Here is a 15668-nt window from a genome sequence, read left to right as displayed (position 1 = left end):
CGGGCCTAGGCCTGGGTCGGGTCCGCGCCCACCTGGACCAGCAGCTTGCCGAAGTTGCGGCCCACGAGCAGCCCGCGGAACGCCTCGGGCGCGTTCTCGAGCCCCTCGACGACGTCCTCGCGGTAGCGCACCTCGCCCTCGCGCACCCAACCGGCCATGTCGCGCAGGAAGGGCTCCTGCAGGGTCGGCTCGAACTCGCTCTGGATGAACCCGCGCACGGTCAGGCTCAGCCGCAACACCCGGCCCATGAACCCCGGCAGCCGGTCCGGCCCCTCGGGCGCGGAGGTCGCGTTGTAGTCGGCGACCAGCCCGCAGACCGGGATCCGCGCGTAGAGGTTGAGCCGCCGGCTCACCTCCTCGGCGACCTGGCCGCCGACGTTCTCGAAGTAGACGTCGATCCCGTCGGGCGTCGCCGCCGCGAGGTCCTCGCGGAAGGTCGGCGAGCGGTGGTCGAGCGCCACGTCGAAGCCGAACTCCTCGGTCAGCGCCCGCACCTTGTCCGGACCACCGGCGATGCCCACCGCGCGCGCCCCCTTGAGCTGCGCGATCTGGCCCACGGCCGAGCCCACCGGGCCGGTCGCCGCGGCGACCACGACGGTCTCCCCCTCCTGGGGACGGCCGATCTCGAGCAGCCCGGCGTACGCCGTGAAGCCGGGCATCCCCAGCACCCCCAGCGCCGTCGACACCGGCGCCGCCGCCGGGTCGAGCCGGCGGGTGTGGCGCGCATCGGCCGCGGCCAGCGTCTGCCACCCCGTGTAGGCCAGCACCAGGTCCCCGACCGCCCGCCGCTCCGAGCGGCTCTCGACCACCTCGCACACCGTCGCCCCGACCATGACCCCACCGACCGGGACGGGTGCGGCGTACGACTTGGCGTCGCTCATCCGCCCGCGCATGTAGGGGTCGAGCGAGAGGTAGACCGTGCGCAGCAGCACCTGGCCCTCGGCGAGCTCGGGCACCTCCTCGGTGACGACGGCGAAGTCGCTGTCGGCGGGCTCGCCCACCGGGCGGGCGGCGAGACGGATCTGGGTGGACGTCCGGTTCGTGGGCACGCGTCGAATCTAGCCAGCCGGTCCAGAGGCCCACGGCTCGGCCCGCGCCCGCACGCCGATCCGGACACCGAGGTCATCGAGCTCGTCGAGCAGTGCGCCGGCACCCCACACCTGGTTGCGCTTGCGCTGGGTGAGCGGCCGCACCACGCCGGCGGCGACGAGGCGCTCGACCGCCCGGTGCGCCGTGGGGGCGGGCAGTCCGAGACGCCGCTCGACATCGTCGGTCGTGAAGATCGGATGGGTCGCCAGGCTCTCGACCAGGAGCGACGGTGCACTCCCGGCCCGCGGCACCCCGACCTGCTCGCGCCACCGGACGGGCAGCCCGGCCACCAGGTCGGCGCTCGCGCGCGCCTCCTCTGCCGCGATCCGTGCCGAGCGGGCGAACGCCGACACGACCGGTCCGGCATCTCCCGCACGATAGGCGTCGAGCGCCGCGAAGTAGCGCTCGCGCTGGGTCACCAAGGCCGAGGCCGTCGGGACCACCACGTGCTGCGCCAGGCCCCGGTGCCGCACGACCGCGGCGGCCAGCGCACGACCGATGCGCCCGTTGCCGTCGGTGAACGGGTGGATCGACTCGAACTGGGCGTGCGCCAGCGCCGCCTGGACGATGACCGGCAGGTCGCGGCGCCGGGCGAAGCCGACGAGGTCGGCCATCAGGGGAGCCACGCGGTCGGGCGGGGGCGGGACGTACAGCGCCCCTCGGGGCGCGTGGTCCGAGCCACCGATCCAGTTCTGCATCGTCCGCCACCGCCCCGCGTAGGGCGCCTCGTGAGGCTCGGCCCCCAACAGCAACCCGTGGGCCGCGGTGATCGACTCCTCCCCGATCGGCCCGTGCAGAAGCAGGTCCATCGCGCCGCCCGCCGCCACCATGGCCGTCGCCGAGCCGTTGGCCCGGCTGCCGTGCAGCGCCCGCGCGTAGTCCTCGATCGTCGCCTCTTCGTGCTCGATCTTCGAGGAGGCCACCGACTCGGCCCGCAGCAGCAGCGTGGCCAGCGGGCGCAGGTGCGTTCCGCGGGTCGCGTCGAGCGCCGCGATCGCACGGACGGCGTCGTCGCACTCCGCACCGATCTCCCCCGGCACCAGGACCGCCAGGTCACTGATCGACGGCGGCAGGGCGACCACGACCGACCGGGTCATCCGATCGACCGCCGATCCGCCTCGGACCGACTGGCGCCAGGCAACCTCGCTCGAGCCGTGCCGTGGCACCTCGATCACCCGGTCACCTGAACTCTCACGGATGCCCCCCTCATGAGAACATCTCCTCCGCTACTCTCACATACGCGCAATATCTGAGAACACGATACCTGGTCTACGCGAAGAACGCCCGGGTCTCCTCGTCCGCCGGCAAGAAGGTCTCCAGGTGCAGACCCTCCAGCGCCGCGTCGGTCGCCGTGGTCAGCTGGGCCGAGGTGCTGAACATCCGCAGCGTCCGCTTCCCGCGCCGCAGCTGCATCGTCACCACCGGCCCGCTCGCCGCCGGGTCCGAGCGCGGTACGCCGCCGCGCAGGTCCGCGATCTCGGCCGCCAGCGCACGGTGCCGCGGGTCGTGGGTGCGCTCGGCGCGGTGCACCACCTGGTGGTGCAGGTGGGCCGCCCACTGGTCCAGGTTCTCGATCCGCGGGGCGAGCCCCTCGGGGTGGACGCAGAGCCGGACGACGTTGACCGGCGGCTCGACCAGGGCGGGTGCGCAGCCGTCGAGGAGCGCAGCGACCGCGGCGTTGGCGTCGACGACGTCCCAGTGGTCGTCGAGGAGCAGCGCCGGGTAGGGCAGGTGCGCGTCGAGCAGGTTGCGCAGGCCGTCCATGACGACCGCGAGCGCGGCGTCGTCCCAGGCGCGGTCCTCGTAGCGCGGGGCGTAGCCGGCCGCCAGCAGCAGCCGGTTGCGCTCGCGCAGCGGCACCTCCAGGTTGTCGGCCAGGTGCAGGATCATCTCCGGCGTCGGGTGCGCGCGGCCGGTCTCGACCCGGCTCAGGTGGCGCGTCGAGACAGTCGAGCGGTTCGACAGCTCCTGCTGGCTGTAGCGGCGGCGCTCGCGCCACTCCCGGAGCATCGGCCCGACCCGCGGGCTCTCGGCGACGGCGGTCATGGGCTCCACCCTAGGGAGCCGGCGGCACCGTCCCCATGACCTCGGAAGTCATGGCCGTACGGCGCCCACCGGGTCCAGCGTTGGCGTCGTCCATCCACCCCGAACGAACCCTGAACGCATCGGAGCAGATCATGAACCACGTCGTCGACGCCTACCTCGCCACCTGGAACGCCGCGCCCGCCGAGCGCGCCCGGCTGCTGGCCGAGCACTTCTCCCCCGACGTCTCCTACACCGACCCGCTGGCCCAGGTCGCCGGCCACGACGGCCTGCACGCCCTGGTCGACGGGGTGCACGCGCAGTTCCCCGGCTTCGTGTTCACCCCGGTCGGCACCGTCGACGGGCACCATGACCGGATCCGCTTCCAGTGGGGCCTGGGCCCCGAGGGCGCCGAGCCCGCGGTGATCGGCTTCGACGTCGTCGTCCTGGACGACGCGGGCCGGATCCGCGACGTGCACGGCTTCCTGGACCGGGTGCCGGCCTGACTACCGCTCGTCCGCGGCGGCGAGCTGGGCGGCGATCGAGCGCAGCGCGCCGACCGTCTCGAGCTCGTCCTGCTCGGTGCCGTGGTCGCTCAGCTTGACCACGACGGTGTCCGCGTCGGGGTCGACGAAGACGTACTGGCCGTAGACGCCGATCGCGGTGAAGTCGTCGTCGGCCCCCTCGGGGTGCCACCACTGCGCTGAGTAGCCCCAGTCGCTGACCGGGTGCGGCGCCGGCGTGCTGATCCGGTCGATCCACGCCGCCGGCACCACCTGGCGCCCCTCGACGACGCCGCCGTCGAGGACGAGCTGGCCCATCCGGGCGAAGTCGCGGGCGGTGGCGTTGAGGCAGCAGAACGCCTTCTCGACGCCACCCTCGCGGTCCAGGTTCCAGGTCGCCGAGGACTCCGCGCCCATCGGCTGCCACAGCCGCTCGGTGAGCAGCGTGGTCAGCGGCTCCTTCTCGACGGTGCGCAGGATCATCCCGAGCAGCAGCGTGTCGACGCTGCGGTACTCCCCCTGCGAGCCCGGGGTGAACCGCAGCTCGCGGTGGTCCTCCAGGAAGCCCGGCAGGTCGGTGCTGAGGAACAGCCGGGCGGTGCCGGTGAAGGGCCAGTACTCGCGGTAGTTCTCGGCGACGTCGACCCCCGAGGCCATGTCGAGCAGGTCGCGCACCGTGATCGCGTCGTACGCGCCTCCGGTGCGCAGTGCGGGCACGAGGTCGACCAGCCGGTCGTCCTCGGCGAGGTCCCCGGCGGCGATGGCCTGGCCGACGAGCAGCGAGACCACCGACTTGGCCACCGACCACGACGAGAACCGGGTGCGCTCGCCCGCGTCGTCGGCGTACCACTCCTCGACGACCCGGCCGTGGCGCAGGACGACGAACCCGCGGGTGTGCGTCGTGTCCAGGAACGTGCGGACCGTGACGTCCTCGCCCTTCCACGGCACGGTCTCCGGCATCTGCTCGGCGCTGGCCGGCAGCGCCCGCGGCGTCGCGGACGCCTCGACCGTGCGGCTGGGGAAGAGCCGGCCCTGCTCCGAGGGCGCCGTCGCGAGCAGGCGGGCCAGCTGGTGCGGGGGCGGTACGGCGAGCAGCGCCGTGGCGGCGTACGCACCGCCCGTCAGCAGGGCCAGCGCGGTCACCACCGCGACCAGGACCTTGCGCCGCCGGCTCACGCGTCCGCTCCCGTCGCGGCGACGGCCCGCACCGCCGACCAGAGCGCGTCGAGCAGCGTGGCGAGGACGTCGTCGTCGCTCACCGCCCCGAGGTCGAGCGCGCGGGCGCTGATCTCGGGGTGCTGCGCGGGCGCGGCGGTCGCGTAGGTGCCCACCCAGGCCAGCTGGTCGCGACGGCGTACGTCCTCGCTCAGGCACGCGTAGCCGGCCCGCAGGCCGGCGTAGCCGAGCAGGGTGTCGGCCAGCATCCGCTGGTAGCGCGGCACCAGCGCCGACGGGACGCCGACCTCGCCCAGCGCCCGCAGCATCGTCTCGACCACGGCGAGCTCGCCGGGGCCCTGCGTCGTGCGGCAGGCGACCAGGGCACCGACGTGCGGGTGCGCCTCGAAGGCGGCCACCAGGCCGCGGCCCAGCGCGATCATCCGCTCGTGCGGGGCGAGCGGGCCGTCGGGGACCGTGGCCAGGGCCAGCGCGAGGAGCCGGTCGCCGACCGCGAGCAGCAGCGCGTCGCGGTCGGCGAAGTGGCGCCAGACCGCCGAGCGGTCCACGCCGAGCTCCTCGCCCAGCGCCCGCCCGGTCAGGCCGTCCGGCTCGGCGCGCGCCGCGATCGCGAGGGCGGCGTCGACGATCCGCTCGGGGGTGAGCGGGGTCCGGGCGCGGGGGCGGGCGCGGTGGGCGATCATGTCATCAATGATGACATCGGTGGTGCGGAGGTGTCAGCCGTTCTCGGCCGGCGGCTGCACGTCGAGGACCCAGGTGACGCCGTACCGGTCGGTGAGCATGCCGAAACCCGCGCTCCACGCGGACGCGGCCAGCGGCTCGATCACCTCCGCTCCGTCGCTGAGCCCGTCCCAGCACACCTGGACCTCGGCCAGGCTCGTGCCGCGCACCGACTGGAAGAAGGCCCGGTCGGTGTGGGTCAGGCCGTGCGCCCGGGTCGTGGTGCCGGCGTGGCCGGCGTGGCCGGCGTGGTCGGCGTGGTCGGCGCGATCGGGGTCCAGGCCGGGGATGTCGTAGGCCATGAGCCGGAAGCCGGACTCGTTCTCGAGCTGGCCGAAGACGATCCGGTCCGCCCCCGGCGTCCCGGCGGGCATGCCGAGGTCGCCGTACGTGGTCGCGAGGACCTGGCCGCCGAAGACGGACTGGTAGAACGCCAGCGCCGCGCGCGCCGTACCGGGGAGGTTGAGGTGGGTGGTGGTCGTGATGCTCACGAGGTGTCCTTCGGGTGGTGAGGGTGGGTGGTGCGGTCGATCCGAACCCTTCCGGACGAAGCGGACAGTTCCGGTCCGCTACTTCGGCGAGAATGACGCCATGGTCGGAAGCTCCGCGCGGATGCTCGCGCTGCTGTCCCTGCTGCAGGCCCGGCGCACCTGGCCGGGGCCGGTCCTGGCCGCGCGGCTCGGCGTCACCGCACGGACCGTGCGCCGCGACGTCGACCGGCTCCGCGAGCTCGGCTACGCGATCGAGGCCGCGAAGGGGCCCGGCCCGGACGGCGGCTACCGGCTCGCCGCCGGGTCTGACCTGCCGCCCCTCCTCTTCGACGACGAGCAGGCGATCGCCCTCGCCGTCGCCCTGCACCACGCCCCCGCCAGCGGCGTGGACGTCGGCGAGGCCGCTGCCCGCGCGCTGGCGACCGTGCGCCAGGTGATGCCCTCGCGGCTGCGCCACCGGATCGACGGGATCGGGTTCGCCGCCGGCCCCGCCCCGGCCGCTCCCGGCGGCGCGGTCAGCCCGGCCGGCCCGGTCGCCCCGGCTGTCCTGGAGGCGGTCAGCATCGCCGTGCGTGACGAGCGGACCCTGGGCTTCGACTACGGGGGCTTCGACGACGGGGACGCCCCGGCGGCCGGGCCGCCCCGGCGTACCGAGCCCCATGCCGTGGTCGCCCGGTCCGGCCGCTGGTACCTGGTCGCCTGGGACCTCGACCGCGCCGACTGGCGCACCTTCCGCCTGGACCGGATGACGCTCAAGACGGGCGGTGTCCGGTTCTCCCGCGCCGACCGGGACCTGCCCGCGCCCGACGCGCTGACCTTCCTCGCCGCCCGCGCGAAGGGCTCCGCGGCCGAGGACCGCTGGCCCTGCACCGGCGTGCTCGACCTTCCCCTCCCCGCCCGCGAGGTCGCACCGTGGCTCGGCGACGGGGCACTCGAGGAGCTGCCGGACGGGAGCACCCGGATCACCGTCGGCTCCTGGTCCTGGACCGGCGTCCTGGCCCAGGCGGCGCGCTTCGACGTCCCGTTCACCATCGTCGGGCCGGAGCCGCTGCGGGCGGCGGCCGACGTCCTCGCCGAGCGGTTCCGGGCCGCCGCGCAGCCGCCGGGAAAATGACGAGAACCCTGGTGAGATCAGGTGATCTCACCAGGGTTCCTTCGGTCGGGCTGACAGGATTTGAACCTGCGACCCCCTGACCCCCAGTCAGGTGCGCTACCAAGCTGCGCTACAGCCCGAAGCCCCGTCCGGGATCGCCGTCCAGGGCGAACGGAACACTACCCCAGCCGGTCCGTGTCTCCCGAATCGCCCTCCCCGTCGCGGTGTCGCGGCGCCCCGGCAGCACCGATGTTCGGGTGGCTCCCTGATGCCACGGGGGCTCCGTCGTCCCTAGCGTCGTCGGGTCCACCGAGGGTCGGTGGGCCCGAGGGAGGACTCATGTTCCGGCTCCACTTCCGGCTCCGGCCCGGGATGTTCACCGGCGTCGTCGCGCTGCTCGCGCTGGTGGTCGCGCTGTCCGGCGGGGCGTACGCCGCCGGCAAGATCACCGGCCAGCAGATCGCCAAGAACGCGATCACCAGCAAGCACATCAAGAACGGCCAGGTCACCTCCGCGGACCTCTCCGCCGAGGCCCGGACCCGGCTGACCGGTCCACGCGGTGCCGCGGGGACGCCGGGTACGCCGGGGGTCAGCGGCTACCAGGTCGTCACCGGGACGAGCGCCAAGTCGACCGGCGCCGGCGACTGGGTCGACGTGACGGTCAGCTGCCCGGCCGGCAAGAAGGTGCTCACCCACGGGGTCACCTGGACCAAGCTCGACCCGGGCGACATCCAGGGCATCGGCGTCTACTACAGCTCGGTGGCCCAGGGCTCGATCATCGGCGACGGCACCGGCGTGAAGTTCTACGGCTACGCCCCGTCGATGCCGCAGAACTGGGGCATCGTGGGCCAGGTCGTCTGCGCGAACGTCTCTTAGCGGAAGTCCCGCGAGGACTGCCGGGCCTGGAGCGCGTCACCCACCCCGGGCAGCACGACGTCGAGCGGCTGGACCCCGTCGGCGACCAGGTTGGTCACGCCGTCCTGTCGCTCGACGACGCCCCGGATCACCACCGCGACCCGGTTGCGGGCGGCCTGGCGGTGGGCGCGCATCACGCCCGGGGAGCAGATGACGTTGAGCATCCCGGTCTCGTCCTCGAGGTTGAGGAAGGTGACCCCGCCGGCCGTCCCCGGCCGCTGCCGGTGGGTGATCAGGCCGGCCACGTGGACCCGGCGGCCGGTGGTGACGCCGGGGAGGTCGCCGACCGCCTTGATGCCCGCGTCGGTGAGCGTCGTGCGGAAGTGCTCGACCGGGTGCAGGTCGGTGGAGATCCGGGTCGCCCACAGGTCGGCCAGGGTCACCTCGAGCGGGGACATCTCCGGCAGCCGGGGCGCGGTGGGCGCGGGCGTGCTGCCGGGGAGCTGGCCCTCGCTCTCGGAGTAGCCCGCCATCCACAGCGCCTGGCGCCGGTCGAGCCCGAAGCCGTCGAGCGCGCCCGCGGTCGCCAGCGCCTCGAGCTGAGCCGCGGTCAGCGCGGCCCTGCGCGACAGGTCCCGGATGTCGGCGTACGGCGCCTCGGCGCGCGCCGCGACGATGCGGGCCGCGACGTCGGCCCCGATCCCCTTGACGGCGTCGAGGCCCAGGCGCACAGCCAGCCCGTCGTCGTACCGGAGGGGGTCGGTGGCCTGGGGCGCGCACGGCTCGAGCCCTGCCTGGGCGCCGGAGTGGACGAGATCGGGGCGCAGCACGCTCACCCCGTGCCGGCGGGCGTCGGCGACCAGTGACTGCGGGGAGTAGAAGCCCATCGGCTGGTTGCGCAGCAGCCCGGTGAGGAAGGCCGCCGGGTAGTGCAGCTTGAACCACGACGAGGCGTAGACCAGCAGCGCGAAGCTCAGCGCGTGGGACTCGGCGAAGCCGAACCCCGAGAACGACAGGATCTTGACGTAGATCGCGTCGGCCCGGTCGCCGGTGATCCCCTTGGCCTCCATGCCGGCGTAGAGCTTGCCCTTGACCTTCTCGATCCGCTCCACCCCGCGCTTGGAGCCCATCGCCCGGCGCAGCAGGTCGGCGTCGTCGGGACTGCAGTCGCCCAGCGCGACCGCCATCTGCATGAGCTGCTCCTGGAACAGCGGGACGCCGAGCGTGCGCGCGAGGATCGGCTCGAGCGACGGGTGGTCGTACTCCACCGGCTCACGGCCGGTCTTGCGCCGGATGTAGGGGTGCACCGCGCCGCCCTGGATCGGGCCGGGGCGGATCAGCGCGATCTCGATGGCCAGCTCGTAGAAGCTGCGCGGCTTGAGCCGGGGCAGCGTGCCGATCTGGGCGCGCGACTCGACCTGGAAGACGCCGATCGAGTCGGCCCGGCCGAGCATGTCGTAGACCGCCTTCTCCTCCTTGGGCAGCGTCGCGAGCGTCCAGTGCTGATCGAGGTGCTCCGCGACCAGGCGGATCATGTGGTCGAGGGCGCCGAGCATGCCCAGCCCGAGCAGGTCGAACTTCACCAGCCCCATCGACTCGCAGCCGTCCTTGTCCCACTGCAGGACGGTCCGGTTCGGCATCCGGGCCTTCTCGATGGGGCACACCTCGCCGATGGGACGCTCGGTGAGCACCATGCCGCCGGAGTGGATCCCGAGGTGGCGGGGCGCGCCCATCAGCTCTTCGGCGAGCCCGACCACCTGGTCGGGGATGTCCAGGCTCGGGTCGACCTCGCTCCCCCAGCCGTCGACCTGCTTGGACCACGCGTCCTGCTGGCCCGGCGAGAAGCCCAGCGCCTTGGCGGCGTCACGCACCGCCATCCGCGGCCGGTAGCTGATCACGTTGCACACCTGGGCCGCGTTGCGCCGGCCGTAGGTGTCGTAGACCCACTGGATCACCTCTTCGCGGCGGTCGGAGTCGAAGTCGACGTCGATGTCGGGCTCCTCCTCGCGGTGCTGGGAGATGAACCGCTCGAACGGCAGGTTGTAGAAGACCGAGTCGATCGCGGTGATCCCCAGCGCGTAGCAGACCGCGCTGCTCGCCGCCGAGCCCCGGCCCTGGCACAGGATCCCCTCCTTGCGGGCGAAGGCGACGATGTCGTGGACGATGATGAAGTAGCCGGCGAAGTCCTTCTCGAGGATCACCTTCATCTCCCGCTCCACCCGCACCCGCGCCTCGCGGGCGTGCGGCTCGTGGTCGTAGCGCAGGGCGAACCCGCGCTCGAGCAGGTCGCGCAGGTGCTCGGCCGGCGTCCGCCCCTTGGGGATGCCCTGCTTGGGCAGCCGCGGCGAGGCCTTGCGCAGGTCGAAGGCCAGCTCGCCGGCCAGGACGACGCTGCGGTGCACCGCGTCGGGCCGGTGCCGGAACCGGCGCAGCATCTCGTCGCCGCTGCGCAGGTGGGCCCCGCCGGACAGGTCGAGCCAGCCGTCGAGCTCGGCGATGCTGCGCCGGGCCCGGACCGCCGCGACCGCCGCCGCCAGCCGCCGCTTGTCGGGCGTCGCGTGGTGGACGTTGCCCGTCGCCACCACCGGCAGCCCCCGGTCGTCGGCGAGTGCGGCGAGCAGGTCGTTGTCCTCCTCACCGCCGGGGTGGTCGCTGGCCGTCAGCTCGACCACCACGTGGTCGCGGCCGAACCGGTCGACCAGCAGGTCGAGCTCACGGGCGGCGCCGGGCGGGCCGTCGTACCGGAGGGCGTGGCGGACCGTGCCCTTGCGGCACCCGGTCAGCACCACCCAGTGCCCGCGGCCGCGCTCGGCGAGCTCGTCGAGGTCGTGGGCCGGGCTGCCCTTCTCGGGCGCGCGCAGACCCGCCTCGGTGATCGCGCCGGAGAGCCGGTGGTAGCCCTCGACCCCGCGCGCCAGCACCAGGAGGTGGTTGCCCTCGGGGTCGGGTACGCCGTTCTGGGACTGGGTGATGCCGAGCGTGAGCTCGGCGCCGTAGACGGTGCTCTGGCCGTGGTCGGTACCCGCCTCGGCGAACAGCGGCGCCCCCGCGAACCCGTCGTGGTCGGTCAGCGCGATCGCCGAGAGCCCCAGCCGGACCGACTCCTCGACCAGGTCGCGCGGCGAGCTCGCGCCGTCGAGGAAGCTGAAGTGGCTGTGGCAGTGGAGCTCGGCGTAGGGCGCCCCCTGGTCGGGGCGCAGGATCGGGACCGGATCGGCGCGCGGGCGCTTGCGGCGCGACACCGGCGCCTCGCTCTCGGGACCCGGAGCCCGGCCCGAGAGGCGGCGTTCGAGCTCGCGCCACGGGACGGGTGGGTTGTTCCAGCCCATCACCTCAGCGTAGTCGAACAGATGTTCGAATGCGAGTGCTCAGTCGAGCCAGGCGCCGATCGAGACGTACCCCCGCACCCGGCCTGCCCGCAGGTCGTAGCCCACGCAGCGCGGGCGCCAGTCCACCAGCGAACGCCGTCCGCACTCCTCGTGCACCGGCAGCCGCGCCCGGACCTCGGCGGCGGACTCCCCCGCCTCCCCCACCACGTCGAACTCGCGGTAGCAGCTCCCCGAGCCACAGCTGTCGATCCGGGTCCCCGGCTCGTCGCCGATCGCCAGCCCCGGCGGCAGCTCGGGGAGCTCGCCCTCGGACGGGCCCGACGGCTCGAGGTAGAGCGTGACGTTGAGCAGGAGCACCGCCAGGAACGCGGTGCCCGCGACCAGCCCGGCGGTGGCGAGCCCGACGAGGGCGCGGCGTACCTGCGGGCTCACGGCGCCAGCGTGGCACACGCGGCCTACGCTTCCCCGATGACCGGATCGTCGCGACCCGAGGACGCCGTCGCCCGCGCGCACGCCCAGGACGGCCGGCAGGTCCGGCTGGAGTGGGGGCCGACCGGCGGCGCGGCGATCAGTGCCGACGCGGACATCGCGGTCGTCGTCGACGTGCTGTCGTTCACGACCACGCTCACGATCGCGACCGCACGGGGGACGCGGGTGCACCCGTTCGCCTGGAAGGACGAGCGGGCGGCGGCGGCCTATGCACGTGAGCGGGACGCGGTCGTGGCGGTGGGGCGGTTCGAGGCGCGGGCGCTGGGCGGCTCGGGTGGGGCGCTGCCGAGCCTGTCGCCGGCGCAGCTGCTGGACGCCGTACCGGTGCCGCGGCTGGTGCTCCCCTCGCCGAACGGCTCGGCGATCTGCGCGGCGCTCCGGGCGGCGCGCCCCGGCCTGACGGTGGCCGGGGCGTCCCTGCGGAACCGGTCCGCGGTCGCCCGCTGGCTGGCCCCGCAGGTCGCGGCGGGCGCGCGGGTCGCGCTCGTCCCGGCCGGGGAACGCTGGCCCGACGGCAGCCTGCGCCCCGCCGTCGAGGACCTGTGGGGCGCGGGAGCGGTGCTCGACGCGCTCGGCAGCGAGACCCCGTCGCTCGGGACGGAGGCGCGGCACGCTCGGGCGGCCTACCGCGCGGTCGCCGGGACGCTCGAGGCGGCGCTGCTCGACTGCGCGAGCGGACGGGAGCTGGTCGGGGTCGGGTTCCGTGCGGACGTGGTCGTGGCGGCGGCGCTGGACGCGGACGACGTCGTACCGGTGCTCGGGGCGGACGGGTTCGCGCCGGCCTAGGCGCGGGGACCGAGGAGCCGGTCGATCTCGGCGAGGACGCCCTTGCGGTTCTTGCCGGCGCTCTCCTGGTCGCGGGCCCGGCGCAGCGCGGGCGCGTCGAGTCCGGCCAGGCGGGGCTTGACCTGGGCGACGGTGAGGCCGGCCAGGTCCGGCAGGTCCGGCACCTCGGGCGCCGCCGGGGTGCCCGCGGCCGGGGTGGCTGGGGCGGCAGACGTGGTGGTCCGGCGGCCGGGGACGAGCTTGGGGGCCTGCCGGACGGTACCGACCAGGAGCCCGGCGGTCGCCCGGACCGGCGAGGTCAGCACCTTGGGCGCGGACAGCACCTTGCGCGACTCCGCGGTGACCGAGTCGAGTACCTGCAGGAGCGCCTGGGAGTAGGCGCGGCTGGTGGTGACCAGCTGGCCGACCAGGTGGTCGGCCTCGGCGCGGGTGAGGGCGCCGCGGGCGACGAGGTCGTCCATGAGCTCCTGGAGCCGGGTCGCCTGGATGGTCACGCTGTGCTCGAGAGCGCCGTGCAGCGCGCGGAGGTTGCGGATGATCAGGTCCGCCGGATTCACCGATGTCCCCATGGCCGCCTCCCGATCGCTGCCGCCCCACCGTTCACCGCCCGCCGTTCACCGGCGTGCTCGTGGTGCAGCGTAACGCCGCAGCGGGGGGCGGCGCGAGGATGCCAGCCAGCGCCGGTCGGGGCCGGCCGGTCGGGGCCGGCCGGTCGGGGCCGGGCGGGGTCGGGTCAGTCGTAGGCGGCTTCCACCTCCCAGGTGCCCCGGGCGTCGGGGCCGCGGGCGCTCCAGCGCAGCAGCCAGGCCCGGCCGTCGACGCCGACCACCTGGAAGCGGGCCGCGCGGGCGGGCGATCCGGCCAGGAGCCACCAGCCCTCGTCGACCGGCCAGGGGCCGGCCCAGGAGGCGATGGGCATCCAGGGTAGGGCGCGCGTGGCGGCGGCAGCGGCGCCGAGGCGGAAGCGCCAGGGTTCGCCGGTGACCAGGCCGCGCACCGTCACCCCCACCGGTACGGCGGCCTCGTCGACGACCTCCGCGGGGGGCGGGTGAGCGAACACGCGGCTGGGGGCAGGTCCGGGGATGCGCCCGGGCCAGGGTCGCTCGACCGGGCGCAGGCCGACCGGGCGCTCCCCCCAGGGCACGAGCGCCTGGCGGTCCGCCGCGCCGCGGCCGCCCTGGAGCACCGGCACCTGGACCGCGTCGTAGCCCACCATCGCCTGGACCCGGGCCACCCCGCGCACGACCTGGTCGTCGGCGCCGCCGCCCCACAGTCCGTCGGCGTGGTCGCCGGCAGGCTCGACGGTGTCGGGAAGGAAGCGGACCAGGGTGACCGGGGAGGTGATGTTCTCGCCGGTGTCCTTGCGGCTGCGCAGGCCGGAGGTCGCCATCCCCGCCTGGAGCTGCCAGTGCACCCGGTCGACGAGGTCGCGGGAGGTGAAGCAGCGGGGGTGCAGCCAGGTGCGGGCGGAGACGCCCTCCTCGAACTCGGCCTCGACCCGGACCCCGGTCGCCACCAGCTGGCGGTCGGCGAGCCCGGCGATGAAGCGCTCCGCGGTGGTCCGGACGCTGAAGGTGACCGCCTCGGCGGAGTCGAGCGGGGGCTCGAAGGCGATCTCGCAGGTCAGCTCGGGGGGCGGGGTGCGGGAGGCGAGGCGGGCGACCTCCTCGCCCTGGACCCGGCGCCACACCTCGGTGCCGTAGCCGCCGAAGCGGTTGCTCACCTCGCCGGCGCGCAGCCGGGCGAAGTCGCCGAGCAGCCGCAGGCCGAGCCGGCGCAGCACCCCGGCCAGCTCGGCCCCCTCGGGACCGTCGTCGGCGAGCACGGTCACCGGCAGGCCGCGCAGGAAGGCGGAGGAGCTGCCGGGCGCGATCGTCACGCAGCCCTGCTCCGGAGCGCTGCGCGCCGCGCGCTCGGCAGTGTAGAGATCGTCGGCCGCTCCGAACCGGCTGTCCCACACCCCCGCCCGGACGAGGTGCTCGGCGAGCACCGCCGCGGCAGCCTCCTCGCCGTCGATCCCGGCTCCCGGGCGGGCGAAGTAGCGGCCCGGGGCGGGCACCGCGAGCAGGCCGGGGCGCAGCGGCGCGACGCCGGGGCGTACCTCCTCGACCGCGCTGAGGACCGGCTCGAACCACCGCGCGTCGCGGTCGGGGTTGGCAGCCAGCAGCACCACCTCGGGGCAGCGCGCCTGGGCGTCGCGCCGGCGCTGGCCCCGGCGTACCCCCTCGGCCCGGGCGGCGGCGTTGCACACGACGACCCGGTTGTTGGCCAGCACCACGGCGGGCGCGTCCACGCCCACCGCCTCGGCCGTGTCCGCCCGCTCGAGCAGGGCCGCGGTCACCGACCAGTCGGGGCACCACACCACCATGGTCCGCATCAGGGCAGCACCGCCCGCGCCCGGACCGGCGCCCGCCCCGGCTGCCGGGCGACCAGGGTGACCCGCCGCTCGCGCAGCCGCCCGCGCCCGGCGTCGAGCCCGTCCCAGGCGACGTGCTCGGCGGAGATCCGGGCCTCGCAGCGGGGCCACTCCCCCTGGACCACGAGCACCGCGGACCGGGCGCGGAGCCGGGCGTCGAGGATCGAGGCGGACTTGGCGTCGACGGTGCCGGGCGGGCGGAGCACGACGACCTTGAGCACGTCGACGAGCGCGGCGGTCACCTCGAGCCAGTGCTCGCCCGGTGCGGGGACGAGCACGGTGCGCGCGAGCACGATGCCCTGCTGGTGGGCGGCCTCGACGCCGAAGTCGTCCCACCCCGCGAAGCCGACCCACTCACCGGCCTGGGAGGCCCCGGCTGCCAGCGCCATGCCCAGGGTGGCCGAGTCGACGCCGTAGACGCCGCCGGTGCGCAGCGTGAGGAGCCCCTCGAAGAGCGGCAGCACCGGCACGCCCAGCCGGCTCGGCCCCCCTTGGAGCGCGGCGATCTTGCCCCGCAGCTGGTCGAGCACCAGCCGGGGGTCGTCGATCTCGAGGGGGCGAACACTCACCTGCCTATGTTCGAACATTTGTTCGAATGGCGCAACCTGGGTCCGAGTGGGGTGGAACGAGTTGCATTTGGGCAGGAACTGCAGCCGAAACCCCCGAATCACTGCGGTTTGGGACCAAACCGCAACGACT

The 15668-nt window shown here is 74.7% G+C and carries 15 protein-coding genes and 1 tRNA gene; 4 read left to right on the top strand and 12 right to left on the bottom strand.

From position 1 onward, the window contains the following. Positions 1-5: 5 nt before the first annotated feature. The 3 genes from M0M48_RS08325 to M0M48_RS08315 form a co-directional block, all read right to left on the bottom strand. A complete protein-coding gene (locus M0M48_RS08325; protein ID WP_257750766.1) occupies positions 6-1049 on the bottom strand; it encodes an NADP-dependent oxidoreductase in 1044 nt (347 codons plus the stop codon). 9 nt (positions 1050-1058) lie between these two features. Beyond that, the gene (locus M0M48_RS08320; protein WP_257750765.1) at positions 1059-2186 is read right to left on the bottom strand and encodes a Fic family protein; all 1128 of its coding nucleotides are present in this window, start codon (positions 2184-2186) and stop codon (positions 1059-1061) included. 172 nt (positions 2187-2358) lie between these two features. After that, the gene (locus M0M48_RS08315; protein ID WP_257750764.1) at positions 2359-3135 is read right to left on the bottom strand and encodes a helix-turn-helix domain-containing protein; all 777 of its coding nucleotides are present in this window, start codon (positions 3133-3135) and stop codon (positions 2359-2361) included. Positions 3136-3266: 131 nt separating this feature from the next. On the opposite strand from M0M48_RS08315, the gene M0M48_RS08310 reads away from it, so the two are divergent. Continuing rightward, positions 3267-3617, top strand: a complete 351-nt coding sequence (locus M0M48_RS08310; protein ID WP_215816042.1) for a nuclear transport factor 2 family protein — start codon at positions 3267-3269, stop codon at positions 3615-3617. On the opposite strand, the gene M0M48_RS08305 is transcribed toward M0M48_RS08310, so the two are convergent. Genes M0M48_RS08305 through M0M48_RS08295 form a run of 3 tightly spaced genes read right to left on the bottom strand, consistent with a single transcriptional unit; the run spans position 3618 to position 6001 of the window. Then, entirely contained in the window at positions 3618-4790 is a 1173-nt protein-coding gene (locus M0M48_RS08305) for a serine hydrolase domain-containing protein (RefSeq protein WP_257750763.1), read from the bottom strand. It lies immediately after the preceding gene. Next, positions 4787-5473 (bottom strand): TetR/AcrR family transcriptional regulator, encoded by a 687-nt coding sequence (locus M0M48_RS08300; protein WP_257750762.1) that lies wholly within the window; start codon positions 5471-5473, stop codon positions 4787-4789. The genes M0M48_RS08305 and M0M48_RS08300 overlap by 4 nt, the downstream gene beginning before the upstream one ends. Positions 5474-5506: 33 nt before the next feature. Further along, a complete protein-coding gene (locus M0M48_RS08295; RefSeq protein WP_257750761.1) occupies positions 5507-6001 on the bottom strand; it encodes a VOC family protein in 495 nt (164 codons plus the stop codon). A gap of 100 nt (positions 6002-6101) precedes the next feature. Here M0M48_RS08295 and M0M48_RS08290 point away from each other — a divergent pair, with 100 nt between their 5' ends. Continuing rightward, a complete protein-coding gene (locus M0M48_RS08290) occupies positions 6102-7115 on the top strand; it encodes a helix-turn-helix transcriptional regulator (protein ID WP_257750760.1) in 1014 nt (337 codons plus the stop codon). Positions 7116-7160: 45 nt separating this feature from the next. Here the strand turns inward: M0M48_RS08290 and M0M48_RS08285 are convergent. After that, positions 7161-7234 (bottom strand) — tRNA-Pro (locus tag M0M48_RS08285). A 199-nt stretch (positions 7235-7433) separates the two neighbouring features. Here M0M48_RS08285 and M0M48_RS08280 point away from each other — a divergent pair. Next, positions 7434-7970 (top strand): hypothetical protein, encoded by a 537-nt coding sequence (locus tag M0M48_RS08280; protein WP_215816047.1) that lies wholly within the window; start codon positions 7434-7436, stop codon positions 7968-7970. Here the strand turns inward: M0M48_RS08280 and M0M48_RS08275 are convergent. Next, positions 7967-11278 (bottom strand): error-prone DNA polymerase, encoded by a 3312-nt coding sequence (locus M0M48_RS08275; RefSeq protein ID WP_257750759.1) that lies wholly within the window; start codon positions 11276-11278, stop codon positions 7967-7969. The two genes, M0M48_RS08280 and M0M48_RS08275, sit on opposite strands and share 4 nt — an antisense overlap. A gap of 39 nt (positions 11279-11317) precedes the next feature. Beyond that, positions 11318-11710 (bottom strand): hypothetical protein, encoded by a 393-nt coding sequence (locus tag M0M48_RS08270; RefSeq protein ID WP_257750758.1) that lies wholly within the window; start codon positions 11708-11710, stop codon positions 11318-11320. A gap of 36 nt (positions 11711-11746) precedes the next feature. On the opposite strand from M0M48_RS08270, the gene M0M48_RS08265 reads away from it, so the two are divergent. After that, on the top strand, positions 11747-12553 hold the full coding sequence (locus tag M0M48_RS08265) for a 2-phosphosulfolactate phosphatase (RefSeq protein WP_257750757.1): 807 nt from the start codon (positions 11747-11749) through the stop codon (positions 12551-12553). Here the strand turns inward: M0M48_RS08265 and M0M48_RS08260 are convergent. From M0M48_RS08260 to M0M48_RS08250, 3 genes are all read right to left on the bottom strand, one after another. Continuing rightward, a complete protein-coding gene (locus M0M48_RS08260; protein WP_257750756.1) occupies positions 12550-13122 on the bottom strand; it encodes a hypothetical protein in 573 nt (190 codons plus the stop codon). The two genes, M0M48_RS08265 and M0M48_RS08260, sit on opposite strands and share 4 nt — an antisense overlap. A gap of 164 nt (positions 13123-13286) precedes the next feature. Further along, a complete protein-coding gene (locus tag M0M48_RS08255) occupies positions 13287-14930 on the bottom strand; it encodes a DNA polymerase Y family protein (protein ID WP_257750755.1) in 1644 nt (547 codons plus the stop codon). Beyond that, complete coding sequence (locus M0M48_RS08250; protein ID WP_257750754.1) at positions 14930-15538, bottom strand: hypothetical protein; 609 nt, start codon at positions 15536-15538, stop codon at positions 14930-14932. Before M0M48_RS08250 ends, M0M48_RS08255 begins: the two co-directional genes overlap by 1 nt. Positions 15539-15668 lie beyond the last annotated feature (130 nt).

This window comes from Pimelobacter simplex, from assembly GCF_024662235.1.
Taxonomy (GTDB): domain Bacteria; phylum Actinomycetota; class Actinomycetes; order Propionibacteriales; family Nocardioidaceae; genus Nocardioides.
The sequence above is the reverse complement of the archived record's forward strand: the minus strand, read 5'-3'. Positions and strand labels throughout refer to the sequence as shown.

What these genes read in the sequence shown, in the direction of transcription:
- M0M48_RS08320 (WP_257750765.1), bottom strand. Translation starts at nt 2,186, where the DNA reads ATGACCCGGTCGGTCGTGGTCGCCCTGCCGCCGTCGATCAGTGACCTG.
- M0M48_RS08315 (WP_257750764.1), bottom strand. Translation starts at nt 3,135, where the DNA reads ATGACCGCCGTCGCCGAGAGCCCGCGGGTCGGGCCGATGCTCCGGGAG.
- M0M48_RS08310 (WP_215816042.1), top strand. Translation starts at nt 3,267, where the DNA reads ATGAACCACGTCGTCGACGCCTACCTCGCCACCTGGAACGCCGCGCCC.
- M0M48_RS08300 (WP_257750762.1), bottom strand. Translation starts at nt 5,473, where the DNA reads ATGATCGCCCACCGCGCCCGCCCCCGCGCCCGGACCCCGCTCACCCCC.
- M0M48_RS08290 (WP_257750760.1), top strand. Translation starts at nt 6,102, where the DNA reads ATGGTCGGAAGCTCCGCGCGGATGCTCGCGCTGCTGTCCCTGCTGCAG.
- M0M48_RS08280 (WP_215816047.1), top strand. Translation starts at nt 7,434, where the DNA reads ATGTTCCGGCTCCACTTCCGGCTCCGGCCCGGGATGTTCACCGGCGTC.
- M0M48_RS08275 (WP_257750759.1), bottom strand. Translation starts at nt 11,278, where the DNA reads ATGGGCTGGAACAACCCACCCGTCCCGTGGCGCGAGCTCGAACGCCGC.
- M0M48_RS08265 (WP_257750757.1), top strand. Translation starts at nt 11,747, where the DNA reads ATGACCGGATCGTCGCGACCCGAGGACGCCGTCGCCCGCGCGCACGCC.
- M0M48_RS08260 (WP_257750756.1), bottom strand. Translation starts at nt 13,122, where the DNA reads ATGGGGACATCGGTGAATCCGGCGGACCTGATCATCCGCAACCTCCGC.
- M0M48_RS08255 (WP_257750755.1), bottom strand. Translation starts at nt 14,930, where the DNA reads ATGCGGACCATGGTGGTGTGGTGCCCCGACTGGTCGGTGACCGCGGCC.